Annotated in this window: 18 protein-coding genes; 9 read left to right on the forward strand and 9 right to left on the reverse strand. The window is 64.8% G+C overall.

Features of this window, described 5'->3' with window-relative positions; all coding sequences use genetic code 11:
* The first annotated feature begins 59 nt into the window (after window positions 1-59).
* From C4V41_RS15290 to C4V41_RS15310, 4 genes are all read left to right on the forward strand, one after another.
* The gene (locus tag C4V41_RS15290; RefSeq protein ID WP_103956464.1) at window positions 60-1,511 is read left to right on the forward strand and encodes an LCP family protein; all 1,452 of its coding nucleotides are present in this window, start codon (window positions 60-62) and stop codon (window positions 1,509-1,511) included.
* A 67-nt stretch (window positions 1,512-1,578) separates the two neighbouring features.
* The gene (locus C4V41_RS15295) at window positions 1,579-1,890 is read left to right on the forward strand and encodes an STAS domain-containing protein (RefSeq protein WP_235030134.1); all 312 of its coding nucleotides are present in this window, start codon (window positions 1,579-1,581) and stop codon (window positions 1,888-1,890) included.
* Window positions 1,891-2,133: 243 nt separating this feature from the next.
* Window positions 2,134-2,973, forward strand: a complete 840-nt coding sequence (locus C4V41_RS15305) for an LLM class flavin-dependent oxidoreductase (protein ID WP_235030135.1) — start codon at window positions 2,134-2,136, stop codon at window positions 2,971-2,973.
* Window positions 2,974-3,090: 117 nt separating this feature from the next.
* On the forward strand, window positions 3,091-3,816 hold the full coding sequence (locus C4V41_RS15310) for a DUF4097 family beta strand repeat-containing protein (protein WP_146103660.1): 726 nt from the start codon (window positions 3,091-3,093) through the stop codon (window positions 3,814-3,816).
* 5 nt (window positions 3,817-3,821) lie between these two features.
* Here C4V41_RS15310 and C4V41_RS15315 read toward each other — a convergent pair whose 3' ends face one another.
* A complete protein-coding gene (locus tag C4V41_RS15315) occupies window positions 3,822-4,634 on the reverse strand; it encodes a hypothetical protein (RefSeq protein WP_146103661.1) in 813 nt (270 codons plus the stop codon).
* Window positions 4,635-4,822: 188 nt separating this feature from the next.
* Here C4V41_RS15315 and C4V41_RS61815 point away from each other — a divergent pair, with 188 nt between their 5' ends.
* Window positions 4,823-4,993, forward strand: a complete 171-nt coding sequence (locus tag C4V41_RS61815; RefSeq protein ID WP_160150287.1) for a hypothetical protein — start codon at window positions 4,823-4,825, stop codon at window positions 4,991-4,993.
* A gap of 1 nt (window position 4,994) precedes the next feature.
* Here C4V41_RS61815 and C4V41_RS15320 read toward each other — a convergent pair whose 3' ends face one another.
* The 3 genes from C4V41_RS15320 to C4V41_RS15330 form a co-directional block, all read right to left on the reverse strand.
* Entirely contained in the window at window positions 4,995-6,110 is a 1,116-nt protein-coding gene (locus tag C4V41_RS15320; protein WP_103956469.1) for a hypothetical protein, read from the reverse strand.
* 106 nt (window positions 6,111-6,216) lie between these two features.
* Window positions 6,217-6,393, reverse strand: a complete 177-nt coding sequence (locus tag C4V41_RS61820; RefSeq protein WP_160150288.1) for a hypothetical protein — start codon at window positions 6,391-6,393, stop codon at window positions 6,217-6,219.
* 87 nt (window positions 6,394-6,480) lie between these two features.
* Window positions 6,481-6,870 (reverse strand): VOC family protein, encoded by a 390-nt coding sequence (locus C4V41_RS15330; RefSeq protein WP_103956471.1) that lies wholly within the window; start codon window positions 6,868-6,870, stop codon window positions 6,481-6,483.
* Window positions 6,871-7,004: 134 nt separating this feature from the next.
* Between C4V41_RS15330 and C4V41_RS15335 the strand changes: the two genes are divergently transcribed.
* A complete protein-coding gene (locus C4V41_RS15335) occupies window positions 7,005-7,373 on the forward strand; it encodes a hypothetical protein (RefSeq protein WP_103956472.1) in 369 nt (122 codons plus the stop codon).
* 126 nt (window positions 7,374-7,499) lie between these two features.
* A complete protein-coding gene (locus C4V41_RS15340) occupies window positions 7,500-7,943 on the forward strand; it encodes a hypothetical protein (protein ID WP_103956473.1) in 444 nt (147 codons plus the stop codon).
* Between the two features lie 29 nt (window positions 7,944-7,972).
* Here the strand turns inward: C4V41_RS15340 and C4V41_RS15345 are convergent, their stop codons facing one another.
* From C4V41_RS15345 to C4V41_RS15355, 3 genes are all read right to left on the reverse strand, one after another.
* Window positions 7,973-8,497 carry a peptidoglycan-binding domain-containing protein gene (locus C4V41_RS15345; protein WP_103956474.1) on the reverse strand — a complete coding sequence of 175 codons (525 nt, stop codon included), beginning with the start codon at window positions 8,495-8,497 and terminating at the stop codon, window positions 7,973-7,975.
* 115 nt (window positions 8,498-8,612) lie between these two features.
* A complete protein-coding gene (locus C4V41_RS15350) occupies window positions 8,613-9,647 on the reverse strand; it encodes a CU044_5270 family protein (protein WP_235030136.1) in 1,035 nt (344 codons plus the stop codon).
* Window positions 9,640-10,239, reverse strand: a complete 600-nt coding sequence (locus tag C4V41_RS15355; protein ID WP_103956476.1) for an RNA polymerase sigma factor — start codon at window positions 10,237-10,239, stop codon at window positions 9,640-9,642. Before C4V41_RS15355 ends, C4V41_RS15350 begins: the two co-directional genes overlap by 8 nt.
* A 142-nt stretch (window positions 10,240-10,381) precedes the next feature.
* On the opposite strand from C4V41_RS15355, the gene C4V41_RS62940 reads away from it, so the two are divergent.
* The gene (locus tag C4V41_RS62940; protein ID WP_200823983.1) at window positions 10,382-10,753 is read left to right on the forward strand and encodes a SigE family RNA polymerase sigma factor; all 372 of its coding nucleotides are present in this window, start codon (window positions 10,382-10,384) and stop codon (window positions 10,751-10,753) included.
* Between the two features lie 286 nt (window positions 10,754-11,039).
* Here C4V41_RS62940 and C4V41_RS60685 read toward each other — a convergent pair whose 3' ends face one another.
* Together C4V41_RS60685 and C4V41_RS15370 are read right to left on the reverse strand one after the other, a co-directional pair.
* The gene (locus C4V41_RS60685; RefSeq protein ID WP_146103662.1) at window positions 11,040-11,480 is read right to left on the reverse strand and encodes a DUF6941 family protein; all 441 of its coding nucleotides are present in this window, start codon (window positions 11,478-11,480) and stop codon (window positions 11,040-11,042) included.
* Between the two features lie 368 nt (window positions 11,481-11,848).
* Window positions 11,849-12,241 (reverse strand): hypothetical protein, encoded by a 393-nt coding sequence (locus C4V41_RS15370; RefSeq protein WP_103956478.1) that lies wholly within the window; start codon window positions 12,239-12,241, stop codon window positions 11,849-11,851.
* Between the two features lie 1,061 nt (window positions 12,242-13,302).
* Between C4V41_RS15370 and C4V41_RS60690 the strand changes: the two genes are divergently transcribed.
* On the forward strand, window positions 13,303-15,714 hold the full coding sequence (locus C4V41_RS60690; protein ID WP_146103663.1) for a hypothetical protein: 2,412 nt from the start codon (window positions 13,303-13,305) through the stop codon (window positions 15,712-15,714).
* Window positions 15,715-16,333: the final 619 nt, after the last annotated feature.

The raw sequence follows: 16,333 nt of genomic DNA on the forward strand, positions 1-16,333 counted from the left end.
CGAGCGAGGGAGGAGGGCAATCGAAGGCCCGAACCTCCGGGTGACAAAAGGGGGACGGCATGCGCGACCCGGGCGAGGAGGACGCCGGAGTGCTCGTGGGCGGCGACGCCTACGGTGGCGTCAAGCTCACCCCCGGCCGCCCCCGCAAGCCCCCGCCGCAACCGCCGCGCAGGAGCGCCAAGGCCCGCCGCCGCAACGTGCTGATCGCGGGCTTCCTGTCCACGGGCGTGCTGGTCACCACGGGAGTGGTGTGGGCGACCCCGCGCCAGATCGGCACCGTCGACGCCGGGGTGACCGCGCCCGCGTCGCAGGGGGCCGAGAACATCCTGCTGGTCGGCGTCGACAAGCGCGACGACCTCACCCGCCAGCAGCAGAACCGGCTCAAGCTCGGCCGCGAGTCCGGCCAGCGCACCGACACCATGATGGTCATCCACCTGTCGGAGGACCACAGCAAGGTGACCGTGGTGAGCCTGCCGCGCGACACCTGGACCACGATCCCCGGCAAGGGCGACCACAAGATCAACTCGGCTTACCAGTTCGGCGGGCCCAAGCTGGCCAAGCAGACCGTCGAGGCGGCCACCGGGCTGCAGATCAACCGCTACATCGAGGTCAACATCCTCGGCTTCATTGACGTCGTCGACTCGCTGGGCGGGGTCACCGTCTGCACGCCCGTGCCGATCAACGACCCCAAGATCGCGCTCAACCTGGCGGCCGGCACCCACCAGCTCGACGGCGTGCGGGCGCTCGGCTACGCGCGCACCCGGGCCACCGCCCGCGCCGACCTCGACCGCATCGACCGGCAGCAGCAGGTCATCTCGGCGCTGCTCAACCGGGCGCTGAGCGCCGACACGCTGGCCAATCCCGGCAAGCTGGCCTCGTTCGTCAACACCACGCTGAGCACGGTCAAGGTCGATCCCGATGACGGCCTGCTCGGGCTGGCCAGCCAGCTCAGAGACGTCTCGCTGAACAACGTGACCTTCGCCGAGGTGCCGCTGGCCAACGTCGACTTCAAGTCGCCCACCGGCGAGTCGGCGGTGCTGTGGGACAGGGCGGCGGCCCGCGACATGTTCGCCAAGATCGACAAGGACCAAGACCCGGCCAAGCCCACGCCGAGCGCCACGCCGTCCAGCAAGCCGTCCGCGATCACGCCCGACCAGATCACCATCAAGGTCAAGAACGGCACGCTGATCACGGGCCTGGCGGCCCGCGCCAAGACGGCCCTGGCCGGGGCCGGGTTCAAGGTGCCCGGCGAACCGGGTAACACCACCAAGAAGGACTACAAGAAGACGATCATCCGCTATGGCGAGGACCTGGAGGCGTCCGCCAAGATCGTGGCCGCCGCCATTCCGGGGGCGGAACTTCGCAAGGCGGACATCAAGAACATCGAGCTGATTCTCGGCAGTGACCAGCCGAAAATCGGCAAGAAGGAAACCGGACCTTCACCCTCCGCCAAGCCGAGTGTTACACCAACGACAAAAACGGCAATGCAGAACATATGTAAGAAACAGTAATAACTATCTGCGGTTCGGGCAGGTGAGGCCCATGGTGGTCAGGTGTTGGCGGGAGGACCCCTGTACGGTGCTGCATCTCGTGGGAGACCTCGACGTGGCGGGCGCTCCCCGGTTGCGGGCGGAGCTCGAGCAGGCGCTGGCCGCCGCCGATCCGCTCAACGTGGTGGTCGATCTGACCGAGGTGCCGTTCTGTGACTCGGTGGGGCTCGGGGTGCTGGTCGCCACGCTGAACCACGTACAGGATCTGCACGGGCGCATGATCCTCGTGCTCGCCCCCGGCATGATCCGTCACCTGCTGACGATCACCAACCTCGACCGGCACTTCGAGACGAGCGGATCCCTCGGGGAGGCGCGCGCGGCCCTCGCCGACGCGGCCTGAGTGGCCCGGCCGGTTCGTCGTCGCCCATCTCGGTGACTCGCCCGTCGGCCCGGTCGCACCCGGCGACCACTCCATCGCGTGGGACCGTGGCTACCTCGCCTATGGCGCCAGGACCCTCGCGGAGGCCGGCGTGCCGCGCATCGTGGCGGCCACCGACGTCGCCAACACCCCCACCGCTCAGGCGTTCCCGCGTGCTGGATACTCGGAGACCGGCCGGCTCTACCGCTGTCACTGGAGGGTTTCATGAGACTGGGAGTCATGTTCGACCGGGATCTGCCGCCCGAGCAGCTCATTCCGTTCGCCAGGGCGCTCGACGAGACGTCCCTCGACGATCTGTGGGTCGTGGAGGACCTGGGCTGGACCGGCGGCATCTCGGCGGCCGCCACGGCGCTCGCCGTCACCTCCCGGATCCGCGTCGGCATCGGCATCACGCCGGCGCCGCTGCGCAACCCGATGCTGCTGGCGATGGAGCTGGGCAACCTGGCGCGCGTGCACCCCGGGCGGCTCGCGGCCGGGATCGGCCACGGTGTCGGCGACTGGATGCGCCAGGTGGGCGCCGCGCCCGCCTCGCCGCTGTCCCTCCTTGAGGAGACCATCACGTCCGTACGCGCTCTGCTGCGCGGCGAGACGGTCACCCTGCACGGCCGGTCGGTCCACCTGGACGGGGTGTCGCTCGTCCATCCGCCGGCCGAGCCGCCGCCGGTGCTCGCGGGTGTGAAGAAGCCGAAGTCGCTGGCGCTGTCGGGGCGGGTGGCCCAGGGGACGATCGTGCCCGAGGGCGTCGGGCCGGCGCAGTTGCCGGGGATCATCGACCAGATCGGCGGGGGTGACGATCATGAGCTGGTGGTCTTCACCTACCTGCACACCGGCCCCGGCACCGCCGAGGCCACCGGGGCCATGGTGGCGGGGCAGGCCGAGTTCCTCGGGGTCGCTCCTGAGGAGGTCGTGATGGCCACCGGGACCGGTGCGGAGGCGGCGGAGCGGGTCAAGAGCCTGTGGGCGGCCGGGGCGGACTCGGTGGTGGTGCGGCCGCTGGGCTCGGACCCGCTCACCCACGTCCAGACCCTGCTGTCGGCCCTCTAGATTTGAAGATGCCGCTCGCCTGAAGATGCCCCTCGCCTGAAGATGGCCCGAACGGTCGATGGGGGGTCGGCCGGATGGCCGATGGCCGGGCGGCGGGGCTCGGCCACGATCAATGCCATGAGGCGAATCGCGGCATTAACGGCATGCGCGGCGGTCATGGCGGCGGCGACCGGCGGTTGCAGCGTGGACCTGGACGCTGACGAGGTCCACGCCACCCAGTCGTTCCCGTTCACCGGGACCGACCTGACGATCAAATCCTCCGTGGGCGGGGTCCGCGTCCTCCCCGGCACGGGCGGCACCGTCCAGGTGGAACGCTGGGCGCGCGGCAAGGCCGCCGACAACCCCACCTGGTCCCTGCGGGACGGCGCTCTCCGTCTCGGCGTGGACTGCAACATGGTCTTCGGCGACTGCGGGGCCCGCTATCACATCAAGGTCCCGCCCGGCGTACGGCTGTCGGTGGACGCGGCGGACGGGGTCATCCTGAACGACCTGGCCCAGGACGTCGACGTGGTCAGCAGGGACCGCATCCAGGTGACGGGGACCTCGGGACGGCTGCGGCTGCGCAGCGAGGGCTCGATCACGGGTGAGGGGCTGAAGTCGGCGTACGTCAGGGGCCGCACGTCGGACGGCGCCATCGACCTGACCTTCACCGCCCGGCCCACCACCCTCGACCTGCGGTCACAGGACGGGGCGGTGACGGCGGCGGTGCCGCGGGGCACGTACGCGGTGACGGCCAAGAGCGCCGACGGGCGGGAACGGTCGGAGCTCGAGCACGACAAGAAGAGCTCCAGCACCATCGTCGCCCGCAGCGCCACGGGCGACGTCCGCCTCGTGTCCCGTTAGCAGAGCTACTGCCAGATCGCCGCGTACACACCGTTCTCGGCGTTGACCTGCACGGGCTGGAAGCCCTTGCCCTTGAGGTCGTTGAAGCGCTTCTGGTAGCCGGTGGCGCTCATGTCGACGTAGTGGGCCCAGTCCTTGACGCCGTCCTTGCGCCAGACGGCCGCGTACGTCCCGTCGGGCGCCACGGCGATCTTGACCGGCCGGAAGCCCTTGTCCTTCCTGGCGTAGAACTCGCTCTCGTGCTGCTGCCGGCTCTTGCCGTACGTGAAGGACCAGGGCCCGCCGGACTCGGCGCTCCACACGCCCACGTAGCGGACGTCATCGGCGGTGCCGTACGCGTCGATGGAGGTCAGCGTGAGCCCGTCGCCGGCCGCCCGCTCATTGACGGCGGCGAAGCGCGCGCCGGTGAGGCCCGACTTGGCGAGGAACTTGCCGCTCTTCTTGGCGAAGACGGCGGTGAACACCGGCGAGCCGGCGGGCCCGGTGGCGGACACGGAAACGGGCTGCGCCCCCTGTTTCACCCCGGCGTCGAAGCGCTTCTGGTATCCACCGGCCGACATGCCCTGCCAAATGCCCCACCCGGTGGAGGATCCGTCTTTCACCCAGACGGCCGCGTACCGCTCGCCGTCGGAGACGTTCACGGTGATCGGCCGGTAGCCCGACTTCTTGAGCTGCTTGGCCTTCACCACGCTCTGCTCGGCACCGACCCCGTGGTAGGCCACCCACGCCGGCGCCGCCTGCGCACCGGCCGCCGGCGCCGTCACCACCACTCCGGCCAGCACGGACGCGACTACTGCGATCTTCCCTGTGGTGCGCATGACCCTCCCAGGCAGGACTCATCACTCGTTCAAGGGGGTGAGCCACGACCCTAACAGCAGCCCCAGACGTCCCATGCGTGCCGGTCTACGCGAAAACGCGAGGCTCACCTGAGAGTCGCATCTGTCCTGGACATGCTTCGTCAGCGCGCTCAGGATGGGAGCAGTCGAATGATCCTCATGGAGGACCCATGAAGGCTCAGCACCGCCGGATCGGCGCCTCTGCCGCGGTCATCCTCGCGACCCTCGCCCTCACCACCGTGCCGCCCGCCCAGGCCGAGCCGTCGGGCGGGGGCGCGGAGACGGACACCTCGATCGTGCGGCCGCCGCAGTTCGGCGACTGCCCGGAAGACGACCTCTGACCTACTGGGTGACCTGCTCGAACGGCGTCGGCGACTGGCCCGTCCAGCGGTGGAGCTGGGCGTGGCCGGTGTGCTTCGATACGCCGTCCTCGGTGACCTTGCCGGCCTTCGAGACGTAGTAGCGGCCGCCGCCGAGCGAGACGAGGCCGTACTCGCCGGTGAACTCCCATCCTCTGACACCCGAGGCCTCGTGCTGGAGGCCGCCGGGGGCGAGGGTCAGCAGGTCGCCGATCTCGCCCTTCTTCGGCTGCTCACTGCCGTCCACCATGAAGAACGAGTAGTTGGGGAACTGCGGCTTCTTGCCCTTGTACACGGCCATCATCCAGTTACCGGTGTGCTCGTCGTATTCGAGGTTCTGCACGCCGTAGGTGGTGTTGCCGGTGTAGGCGAAGTACTTGCCGTCGGGCTGCTGGGGGCCGCTCTTGTGCGGGGCGCTCTCGGTGAGGGGCTTCTCGAACCGCTTCCAGCGCTGGATGTCGTACTGAAGCAGGACCTGGTGGTCGTTGTCCTGCCTGTTGACGTTCGAGTAGATGCCGTACGCCACCGTCAGCTTCTGCTTGCCGCCCTTCTTGCCGAACTCGGGGCCGAAGGAGACGCCGTCGATGCCGCTGCAGCCGTACCGGTGGTCGGGGGTGTCGGCGATGTTGCCGTCGAACTTGCCGTCACCGTTCATGTCCGCCGCGTAGTCGGCCACGACCTCCTCCAGGTAGACCGTCGAGACGACGTCGCTGGTCTGGGCGTCCATGTTCATGCTGGTGATGCGGTCGACGTCGAAGATCGCGATGTAGAACGACTCCTGCTCCTTGTATTCGAGGGAGCCGTACACGCGGCCGTCCTGGGTGTTGAAGTCCAGGTCGCCGAGGTGCCCGGTGAAGCCCGTCACGGAGCCGACCATGTTGCCCTTGAGGTCGGTCTTGACGAGGAGGTTGGTGAAGGAGAAGTACATGTACCCCTTGCGCTGGTCTATGGCCATGCCCTGCACGTGACCGGCGGTCCAGGCACCGCCGTAGATCTCGGCCGGCAGCTCCCGGTCCGGACGGTCGGCGGCCGTGGCCGGGGCGGTGAGGAGGGTGAGGGTGGAGCTCGCCGCCAGGGCGAGCGTCAGGACCTTGCGCATGGTGCGGTACTCGTTTCGGTATTCGGTAGGGACCGAAACCCGACGCTATACCGACCTCATGACATTGTCTGACAAATACATGAACCAGCAGTGAAGTGCCACCAAACTACGCATACAACCGCTCAGGCTCCACCAGCAGAACATGATCGTCGCCCTCGGCGCTCAGCTCCTGGGTGAAGCCGGAACCGCCGTAGCAGGCCAGGACGGTGTCTCGCGTGTCGTAGCCCTTGTGCGCCAGGAGCTCACGCGCCCTCGCGAGTCGTTCGATGTGACGATGTCCCATGACCTCAGACGACCCCAGAGCGGCGCCCGCCAACGCCGTAGGACGGCGCTGCGGCGGCACGAAGCCCGCGAGGCCCTGCCCGCCGTCTCACCCTTCCGTGGCGACCAGTTCCACCTCGAACCCGTCCTTGTCCTCCAGGTAGGCGGCGTAGTGCCCCTCTCCGCCGGCGTGCGGGTGCCGGTCGGGGAACATCAGCGTCCACCCATGCGCCGAAGCCTGCTCCACCAGCGCCTCGACGCGCTCGCGGCCTCGTACGTGGAAGGCCAGATGGTTGAGCCCCGGGCGGCGGCGGTCGTGGTGGTCGGCGCTGAGCGCGGGCGACTGCTCGAACACGAGGTACGTCGCCCCGAGCCGCCAGCTCCGGCCGTCCTCCCAGTCCTGGTACGGCGTGTAGCCGAGCTCCTCCAGCAACCATTGCCAGCTCTCGACGGCCCGCCCCAGGTCGGGGACCCAGATCTCCACGTGGTGCAGCGTCATGACGTGACCCTATGACGCGGATGCGCCCGGCCCCGCCGGGGACTCATCCGAACCGCCGACGATCGCACCGATCAAACGATGAGCGACCGGCCTTCTGGACCCCGCGCGCGCCGGTCGCCGAATAGGCTGTGCCGATGTCCTGGACGCTGGAAACTCCCGACGGCCGGTCACTGCACGTCAACGCGTGGAACTGGCGACCGACCCTGGAACTGCTGGAGAGTTCCGGCGTGGTGGACGCCGAAACGGCGGAACTGCTCGGCTACAACATCTCCGTCGACCTGAGCGGCGAAGACGCCCAGCGGATCGCCACTTTCCTGGAAGGCCACCTGGCGGCCATTCCGGCCGACGGCCGGGTCCTGCTCGACGGATCGGTCACCACGGAACCCGACACCTTCGCATTCCACCGGGACGACCTCGCCCGCAACTACTCCGCGACCGCCGAATGGCTGGCCCGATTCCGGGACTTCTGCCGCTCGGCGACGGAGGGTTTCACGGCCTGCTGAACGGTCCGTACGAGATCGATTCCACGCGACCCTCCAGCCGCTCGTGACCTGCGGAAAACGGTTCGATCTCACGGACGGCCGGTCGTTACACTTGCGCGAATCTCGCTGCTCATCACGGAGGCGCCTGTGGCGATGCCCAAGAAGGACACCCGGCTCATCACCGTCGACGGCACCACCTTCCGCTGGCGGGTCAGCCACCGCCCGGCCTACAGAAAAGGCGACGACCGGGCCCCTCTCCGCTTCGTCGTCGAACGCGCCGAGGAGCCGGGCGGCGTTCTCCAGGTGTCGCTTCCCTGCGCCCGGCCGGACAACTGGGTGGGCGAGCGCACGATCGTGGTCCGTCCCGTCCTCGTCGCCGGCTGCGTCCGCCGGGCCATCGAACAGGGCTGGGATGCGGGGCGGCCGGGCCCGGCCTTCACCCTCAGCATCGCCGAGGACGACCTGACCCCGTTGCTGGGCGAAGCACCCGAATATCTGGTTCCGTTCCTCTGGGGCATGATCCCGGAAGGCGGCGGCATCAAAGACCTCCCCAGAGCCACGCAGATCTGGCCGAGACAAGCCGAGCACTGATTCAGGCTCGGCTTGACCCCCGATGACCGCTAATTGATTTCGATGGGAAGCTTGGGCGGCGTGCAGAACTCCTCACCGCTGCCCGCCGTCTCGTGAATCATCCTGCTCCGGGTCTTCGGGCCGGCATAACCGTCCTCTGCCAGGCCCGCGCCATATCTGTTGTTCAGATATCTCTGCACCGCCCGCACCGCCTCCCGGGTCCGCGGACCATATTTACTGTCCTCGGACAGCTCGTTGGTCACCGTGTAGGGAGGCGCATAAGAGCCGCCGGTCACCCGGTTCGGCCCGTAGCAGCGGTTGAGTGACTGCTGAAGCTGGTTGATGGCCGCCCGTACCCCCGCGTCGGACGACGTCTCGTTGATGCGCATGTCACAGTCGGGGTTGTAATTGCCGTACGTCGGATAAAGAATCCGGCCGCTGGCCGTGTCCGTGACCTCGCTGACATAATTGCAGTAGACCCATGAGTACGCCGGTGCGCCGGCCACCATCAGACCGGCCATCGAAACAACGATGGTGACCGCCAGGACAATGCCCCGTTTCACGATTGCCGACATACGCCACCCCTTTCCTTCGCCGTTCTGGCGAATTCCCCTGACAAGGGCAGCATCAAGGGGCCGGCGCCGAAATCTCAAGACGATTCGAGCACCCTCGAAAATCCCAGGCCGGACCTCAGTTCCTGTCGGTGACGGCGGGGGCGTGATCGGCGACCGAGACCTTCAGCTGGGCCGACGAGGTCAGCACGCTTCCCACCGGCGCTCCGGCCTTGGCCGCGTCGGTGACGACGCTGCGTTCGCCGAGGTACATGTAGGTTCTGCGGTCGAAGATGTACTCCTGCCGCTCACCGATCACCGGGTCGACCCGCGCGGCGGCGATACCCTTACGGCCCACCGCGTCCACGGCATCGTCGACGGTGATGACGCCGGGAATCGCCGCGGCCGCGCGGAACAGGGCGGCACGCTGCGCCGCCGGCAGGTACGCCTCAGAAAGCAGGTCACGGACCCGCTGCCAGGCCTCGGTATCCGCTTCGGCGCCGAGTCCGAGGTGACTGTAGAGATGCTGGTACATCTTCGCCGGCTCGGCCGGCAGCCGGCTCACGTAGGCGTAGTCATTACGCAGGTACTCGGCGCGGTCATCGAAGTCGGCGAGCTTCGACGGGCCGCTGCGGCCGACGTTCTCGCGAGCCTCGCGTGAGATCGGCCAGCCGGGAAACGGCTTGGGCTCCAGAAGCTCACCCTCGACGACTCCACCGGTCGCGTCACCCGACACCGGCAGCCAGACCTTGCGCCGCATCCGGTCCAGGTGACGTACGGGGCGTCCGTCACGGTCCGCGCCGTAGGAGGGGTTCATCGCCTGCGACTCGTAGACCAGGAACTGGCCGGGCTTCGGACGCAGTTCCGGGGTGTTGCCCACGTTGTCGGCGGCCCGCTTGAGCACGTGCGACGCTGCCACGGGCATCGTACGGATGACCTGGGGAGCGCTCGGTTCCGAGCCGACGGCGACCACCGCGATCCCGGCGGTCACCGTGGCGACGGCCAGCCCCGCGAGGGCCACTTTCAGGGGATTGGCGAAGCGCGGGCGGTTCACGCCTGTGGACGGCCGGTCGGCGATGGCGGCCAGCAGTCGCTCCTCCTGGGCCCGCAGTTCGGTGAGGTCGCGTCGTGGGACCTCCGAGCGAAACCGCTCAAGCCGCGTCATCTCATTCATGGACGGGTTCCTCGCTAACGGTGGCCATGGGGTTGATCTCGCCGAGTTCCTTGCGGAGCCTGTTTCGCGCCCGGTTGACGCGCGACCGCACCGTTCCGAGACGTACGCCCAGCGCCTCGGCGGTCTCCGGATAGCTGAGGTCGCCCCACGCCACCAGGAGCAGCGCGTCGCGATGCCCTTTCGGCAGCGCCGCCAGCGCGCCCGCCAGACTGCGGCGGGAGGACTCGGCGGTGAGCCGCTCATCGGTACGTTCAGTGAACGGCGCCGTCACCGGGTCGACTCCGGTGCGCTCAAGGATGCGCAACTGCCGCACCTCGGCCCGCTTGTGCCGTCCCATCAGGTTGGTCGCGATCCCGTACAGCCAGGGGCGCGCGTGCGGGCGTGAGAGGTCGTAGTTCTCCCGCTGCCGGAACGCCGTCAGGAACGTCTCCGCCACCACGTCATCGGCGGCGTCCTCTCCCAGTCTGCGGGCGACGTAGCGGGTGATGTCCGGGGCGTGCCTGCGGAAGACCTCGGCGAACGCCTCGGGCTCGCGCCGGGACCGCTCGATGAAAGAGGCGTCATCGGCCTCTCCTCGGCTGGTCTCACTCATTCTGTGGGCCTCTCAGGCTTTGAAGCAGGACGCCTGTTGTTGCCAGGCCGGCCGCGAACAGTTCCCATCGGCGTTTTCCCATACCCGGCATGGTTCCGTGACGCCCACTTGTCCTTGGTGGGTGACATCAGGAGGAGGACGGGTGGATCCAGGCTTTGAGGCGGCTCTGCGGCAGTTCGTCATCGACAGGTCGGGTGCGCTGTTCCGCACGGCGTACCCGCTGACCGGCGACCGGCACGCCGCCGAGGACCTCGTCCAGCCGGCCCTGACCAAGACGGCCGCGCGGTGGCCCGAGGCCATCGAGGGATACGTGCGCCGCACCATGCACCACGAACAGGTGAGCTGGTGCCGCCGCCCCCGGCCCGCTTCTCCCGAGGCTCGCATGGCGACCATCAACGAGGGATGGCGAGCCGCCCGCCTGTTCGACAACCTCTCCCGCATGACCGGCCGGCCCGAGGAGTCGTTCGCGCAGGCCGCCAAGGACGGCCGCTCAACCAGCACGCTCACCTGGTAGTCGGTGATCTTGTGTGAGAACCCGGCGATGAACGTGGTCAGGTGGATGAACCTGTACGGCACCAGATCGAGACCCGGCCGGGCGCTCGTGAGCCTCTTGCACGATCGCCCATACGGCGGGGTCCTCCAAGAAGGGACCGGGGACGCGAAACACCACCGCGCCCGCCTGAACTTCACAGGGGGCAGCGGGCGCTCAGGTCAGGGAGACCGGATAGCCAGTAGGGAATGTGCGGATGTCGCCAGGTGGCTCCTCAGCAGCGGAGGCACGCATCCGACCGGAGGCGGGGTCAGACGCCGGCTTTGTCCTTGCGTACGACGAACGCGATGGAGGCCAGTTCCTCGCCTTCGACGTCGAAGACCCATCGGTATCGTCGGCCGCCCTCAAGCTGAGGCGTCTGTACCTGAATCGCCAACGATGTCGCAAGATCGACGAGGTTGGCCTCTTCTTCCAGCACTACGTCACTTGCTTCGTTGAGACCAAGGTGCCCGTCGAACTCAACGCGCCGCTCTGGATCGTCAGGAGCCGACACAACCTTGTCCTGATCATCTAGCAGGCGCAGCATCCATCGGCGTAGTCGGCTGGCCTCCTCCCAGCCGATACGAAGAAACACCGTCACAGCCATCGGAGGGACCTTCGGACCGGTGATCGTCCAGCCGGCACCCAGCAGACCCACCTTGCCTGAGGCATCCTTTTGCGCGGCGTCACTCAAGATGATGTGAGCATCCATGATCTGGGGTCACCCCACCCGAGCAAGGTCTGGCGCAGAGGCGGCAGTGGATGGACAGTTGCGGCCCGAGGCCGACTGCCTTGCCCAGCCGCTCTCAACGACCAGCAGCGCATCGACTGAAGGGCGAGTCGGCTGCGCTTGCTCCTGCAGGCGCGGCCTCAACGACGGCCAGTCAACCGCTATGACGATGAGATCTCGATCAGCGTCCACCTCTACGATCCGACCGAGGCCTAGGATGTCAGCCTCGGGCTCGTAGACCTCGACTGCTGCTCCAACAACGACAGGGCCCTCGACATCCTGGCGCTCTGCGAGCGTGTGGTTGCCGCGCACGCGCATGTTCGGATCAATCCGAATTCGAGTCTTCACGGTCACCTCCTCCGCTCGATGTCGAAAGCTTCTAGGAAGCGCTCCACAACTTCAAGGGTAGGCTGCTCACCCAGATCGACCGTGTAGTGCTCCGGCCGCTCATCATCATCCCCATCCTTGCGGAACGAGAACCCGGCATCCATGATCTTGCCTGCGCTGGTGCAGATGTAGAACTTCTTGTTCTTGGCAGGGTCGATGTTCGACATCTCCGACGCTTTGAGTAGACGGCCGATGACATCGTGCTCGCTCTCAGCAGCGTGTGCCACATCAGTGAAGACAGACAGTCCGTAGACACCTGTAAACCTGTACCACTTTCCCGCAGACCGAAGCACATCCTCCGGCATGGTCGGCCGGAAGCGAATCACGACAGCGTCGCGAGGCACGTCCGCAGGCATAGCGGACAGTTTAGGCACGACTACCATCCGTAGGTGGGCTCTTTTCAGTTCTTGAGCCCCAACCATCGGCGCGTGCGCAGCGGTGTCCGGTGGACCAGGCCGTCGCTCGGCTTCCAAAAACCGAAACATCACCTCTGAGCAGGTCCGCGGCCACCGGCCCGTCCAGCAACCGGTGTCCGACTTCGGCTGAATTGCGAGAATCGATATAGAAGGGCCCATGATTGGGCGATTCGCCAGGTAAGCAGGTATTTGCATGCATCCTGGCCGACATGCTGGCGAAGCGGCTTTGAGCCGGGGGTTTGGGGGGCCGCGCCCCCCAATTTCACAGCCTGAGCTCTTTATGCGCGAAGCGCTCCCCCAGCGAAGACCTTGCGTGTCCCCCGAAATCCCTTTATTTGAGGAGTTGTCGGGCCATGACCATTCTCTGGATCTGGTTGGTGCCCTCGTAGATCTGGGTGATCTCCGACCCCGGATCAGGCCACCTGCGGAAATCACTCGGTCATGTCGCTAAGCAGGGATTACGCTTGCGGGCGTCTCGCGTCACTTGTCACTGGTTTCGGCTCTCCCACGGAACAGCGACGGAACAGAGCCGAAGGCTCCTCCATGTCGATTCCCAAGAGGGCTCGCGGCTCATCATTGTCGACGGCGTCACCTACCGCTGGCGGGTCCGACGCAAGCCCACCTACCACCAGGCGAACAGCTGGACCCCTCTAACCTTCGTGGCGGAACCAGCCGACAAGCCGGGATGCGTCCTCCTGGTGTCGCTTCCCTGCTCCCGGCCGGACGCCTGGCACGGGGAACGAGCGATGGCCATACGACCTGCACTCGTCTCGGCGACCATCCGCAGAGCTCTCGACCACGTCTGGGATCCACACCACACAGGCAACGCCTTCACTCTCCGCCTGGCCGAGGATGACTGGCGGACGCGATGAACGGCTGGACACCCTCCCGCGCGGTCCCCTTCATGCGGAGATGACCGATTCGAAAAGAAACCCGCTTTGGTCTCCAGAATCCACTACAGTGGAAGGTGAGTTAAATATGATGCTTTAAGGAGACACGGCGTGAGCGGAAATCCGACTTACCAGAACATCACTGCTACCGTGCGCCCGCCGCGCTGCGCCATTTTTATCAACGGGGCTAGTGATTATTGGAGGGCAGCAGTTGATGGAGCAATCATGCAGGCTTCCCAGGTCTGGGGAGGTCGCTATTTTCTGATCATTCCAACTGATGGTGAGCGCATCAGCGCCAAGTTTTGGGAACTACTCGAAGAGTATAGCCCCGATCACCTTGCGATCTTCGATTTGACGTTTAGTGATGTGGAGCACGCAGACCCCGACCAGTACAAGACGACAAAGCAGCGGTACAGAGATTCTTGGGACTCTGAAGGTAACCCTGCTGATGGCTTTGAGAATTGGTTTTCAGGGAGTGCCGCTCAATCGCGAATCGATAAGCTCACCATCAGTGATGACTTGAACCGAGAGCTCCTCAACAGACTGAGCCCCTTTCATTATAACGATGCTGTGGATAGTCACGTGACGAGGAAGTCAGGATTTGGCTATCCGTTCACGCAGATGTCGAAGATTATCTCGGCCACGACGAGCCAAATCGGTCTCATCGCCTTGCCCCCGCTCATTGATAACCTAAATCTGAAAATTCTGATCCATTCCGAAACCGGCGCGGTGAGTGCAGACCACTACTCGGAGGCAGGGTTCAAGTCTGAGCGACTTCCGGATGGCGTCGCAGTGCTAGACCTACTAAGGGTTACTCATGGTTCGAGCGGCATTAGTGCCGACGGAGATCTCAAGCCAGACGCAAATCTGATGGCGAAGATGCCCTTTGGGATCAGTATGTTGCACTTGGGCCAGTATTATCGTGCCGATCGCCACATGAGTTACAGAGAGCCGGTCGTTGTTGTTCTTGGCGACACGGTTGAAGACTTTTGCCTGTACTACTCGCTCTCGCGGATGCATGAGGGGGTTAAGTGGCTACCTCTAGAGTGGCTGCGAGCTAGTAATAAATCATTGAACGAGCGACACATACGCCATGAACGGGGAGAGGAGCCAAGGGAGCTCACTCAAGAGGAAGCTGCTGCTTGCGTATTGACTAGCGCCTTCTACGAACTGATCGGTTATGGCCACGACGAGAAGCGTGTGCAGCTATGTAGTATGAGTCTTAGGCAGCGTCAGTTGATTTCGTATCGGCGCCAAGTAGCGAGGTGCTCGTATTTCGGAGCTGAATTCACTGCGAAGATTGACTGCCTCCCTGTCGAGAAAGTCTCAACCTCCTGCGTCTCTCGTGTATTCGAGACGAACAACTACGTCAATCACCGCAGCATGGTGTTCGTGGACGGGGGTAGCGTCAGTCAATTCGATACTCCAACAGTCAAGAACTTTAGCAGCATCAGGTTGCCGGATCACTACTGGCTTACCTCGCTACAAATCGAGGGATACCAACCCCCTTCCCTGCCTACACTCGGCCCGAAGCTTGTCAATCTGCATAACTCAACTACGGAGTCACGCGTAGCTAGCGACGGCATTGTCTACCATTGCCCTAACTCGATGATTTTTAGCAACGAGCTTGATGCGGTACTTGTTCGCCCAAAACTTCAGATGCCAGATGTGATGGAACTCTTCGACACCTACTTTGAAGGAGTTGGCGTCAAGGTTCGGTACTCCGACAAGGGGAAGTACTTCAACGACACGATCGACCGCTTTGGCGGGATTGAAGAGCTTGGCAAGTTCATTAAGGCTAAGGATACTCGGTCTGTCCTGGAAAAATTCATGCAGAAGGAGAAGCGGACTGACAACGGAGTTTTCTATGTTCGAACCGACCAGAGATCTTATCTGGATCTTGATGCGTTCGCCGATAGCATGGGTGGCCAACAAAATGCTGCCAACCTCCTAGATGAGCTACTGATCAAAGAGGTGGTGTATCGCGGCTACATTCTCAAGTGCGAGCGATGCAGTCTTTCTTCTTGGTACAGCCTCGACGCTCTGTCGTCCGTCTTTACCTGCAACCGCTGCGCTTTCCAGCAGCAGTTTACGCAGAAGCACTGGAAGAACGGCATGGTGGAACCTCGATGGTGCTACAAGCTGGCCGAGACGGTCTACCAGTTCTACGAGAAGAACTCGCACCTTACAGCTCAGGTGCTGTATCAGCTCAAGTCGCAGTCAACTACAGCATTCCACTATGCTCCCGAGATTGATCTGATCGACTTCGACGGACCAGGCAACAACAGAGAAATGGATGTGGCCGCTATTGTTGATGGTCAGATTGTCTTCGGCGAGTGCAAGACGGAAACGCTCAAGCTGAGAGACATCGTGAAGTTTGAGCAGCTGGTAAAGATGCCGATTAAAAACCCAGCGCGGATCATTTTCGCGACGACACAGAAAGTGTCAAAGGACTTTGAGAAGAAGATGGCTCTCGTGCCTAATGCCGAACTCATGGTCCGCAGCGACCTCTATGATGACTAGGTTGTTGGACGCAAGCCGGCTGGCTGCGATTTGACCTGTCTATCAGTGAGATCCAGTAGCCCTAGCTTGTAGTCAAGGTCCCGCTCATCCTGGGAGTGCGGTCACCGTGACCTTGATCGGGGTGTGAACCGCGCCGAGTTTGATGGAGGCCGTGGTGCGTCCCGGGCTCAGCGGCGGTGGATTACTGAATTCTTGTGCCGCTTGATGAGAGGAAAGTGGCATGGGACGACGGGGCTACCCGCCGGAGTTCCGGCGCAAGGGACTGGACCTGCTGGAGGCGGGTCATAGGGCTACCGACCTGGCTCCTGACCTGGACATCAGCGCTCAGTAGATTCACACCGGGCGCCGCCAAGACCGCCTCCACCGCGGCCTGGAACCCGATGTGACCGGCGAGTAGGAGGCCCGGCCGTTGCCAAGCGCCGCATCGCCGAGTTGGAGACCGAGTTCCAAGCCACCCGGCGCGATCGAGCTCATCCATCGTCAATTGCCGCCGTCCACAGCCGTCCACATGACCTTCGCTTTTCAGTCTTTGATGTGGCTGCGCGCACGCCCTGCGGGCGGGAAAATCGGGGGTGGTTGCCCGCCGACGTCGAGTCCGCCTGGTGCCTGGTCGAGGCCG

Source organism: Nonomuraea solani, from assembly GCF_900108335.1.
In the GTDB taxonomy this organism is placed as follows: domain Bacteria; phylum Actinomycetota; class Actinomycetes; order Streptosporangiales; family Streptosporangiaceae; genus Nonomuraea; species Nonomuraea solani.

What these genes read in the sequence shown, in the direction of transcription:
- C4V41_RS15290 (WP_103956464.1), top strand. Translation starts at nt 60, where the DNA reads ATGCGCGACCCGGGCGAGGAGGACGCCGGAGTGCTCGTGGGCGGCGAC.
- C4V41_RS15305 (WP_235030135.1), top strand. Translation starts at nt 2,134, where the DNA reads ATGAGACTGGGAGTCATGTTCGACCGGGATCTGCCGCCCGAGCAGCTC.
- C4V41_RS15310 (WP_146103660.1), top strand. Translation starts at nt 3,091, where the DNA reads ATGAGGCGAATCGCGGCATTAACGGCATGCGCGGCGGTCATGGCGGCG.
- C4V41_RS15315 (WP_146103661.1), bottom strand. Translation starts at nt 4,634, where the DNA reads ATGCGCACCACAGGGAAGATCGCAGTAGTCGCGTCCGTGCTGGCCGGA.
- C4V41_RS61815 (WP_160150287.1), top strand. Translation starts at nt 4,823, where the DNA reads ATGAAGGCTCAGCACCGCCGGATCGGCGCCTCTGCCGCGGTCATCCTC.
- C4V41_RS15320 (WP_103956469.1), bottom strand. Translation starts at nt 6,110, where the DNA reads ATGCGCAAGGTCCTGACGCTCGCCCTGGCGGCGAGCTCCACCCTCACC.
- C4V41_RS61820 (WP_160150288.1), bottom strand. Translation starts at nt 6,393, where the DNA reads ATGGGACATCGTCACATCGAACGACTCGCGAGGGCGCGTGAGCTCCTG.
- C4V41_RS15330 (WP_103956471.1), bottom strand. Translation starts at nt 6,870, where the DNA reads ATGACGCTGCACCACGTGGAGATCTGGGTCCCCGACCTGGGGCGGGCC.
- C4V41_RS15335 (WP_103956472.1), top strand. Translation starts at nt 7,005, where the DNA reads ATGTCCTGGACGCTGGAAACTCCCGACGGCCGGTCACTGCACGTCAAC.
- C4V41_RS15345 (WP_103956474.1), bottom strand. Translation starts at nt 8,497, where the DNA reads ATGTCGGCAATCGTGAAACGGGGCATTGTCCTGGCGGTCACCATCGTT.
- C4V41_RS15350 (WP_235030136.1), bottom strand. Translation starts at nt 9,647, where the DNA reads ATGAATGAGATGACGCGGCTTGAGCGGTTTCGCTCGGAGGTCCCACGA.
- C4V41_RS15355 (WP_103956476.1), bottom strand. Translation starts at nt 10,239, where the DNA reads ATGAGTGAGACCAGCCGAGGAGAGGCCGATGACGCCTCTTTCATCGAG.
- C4V41_RS60685 (WP_146103662.1), bottom strand. Translation starts at nt 11,480, where the DNA reads ATGGATGCTCACATCATCTTGAGTGACGCCGCGCAAAAGGATGCCTCA.
- C4V41_RS15370 (WP_103956478.1), bottom strand. Translation starts at nt 12,241, where the DNA reads ATGCCTGCGGACGTGCCTCGCGACGCTGTCGTGATTCGCTTCCGGCCG.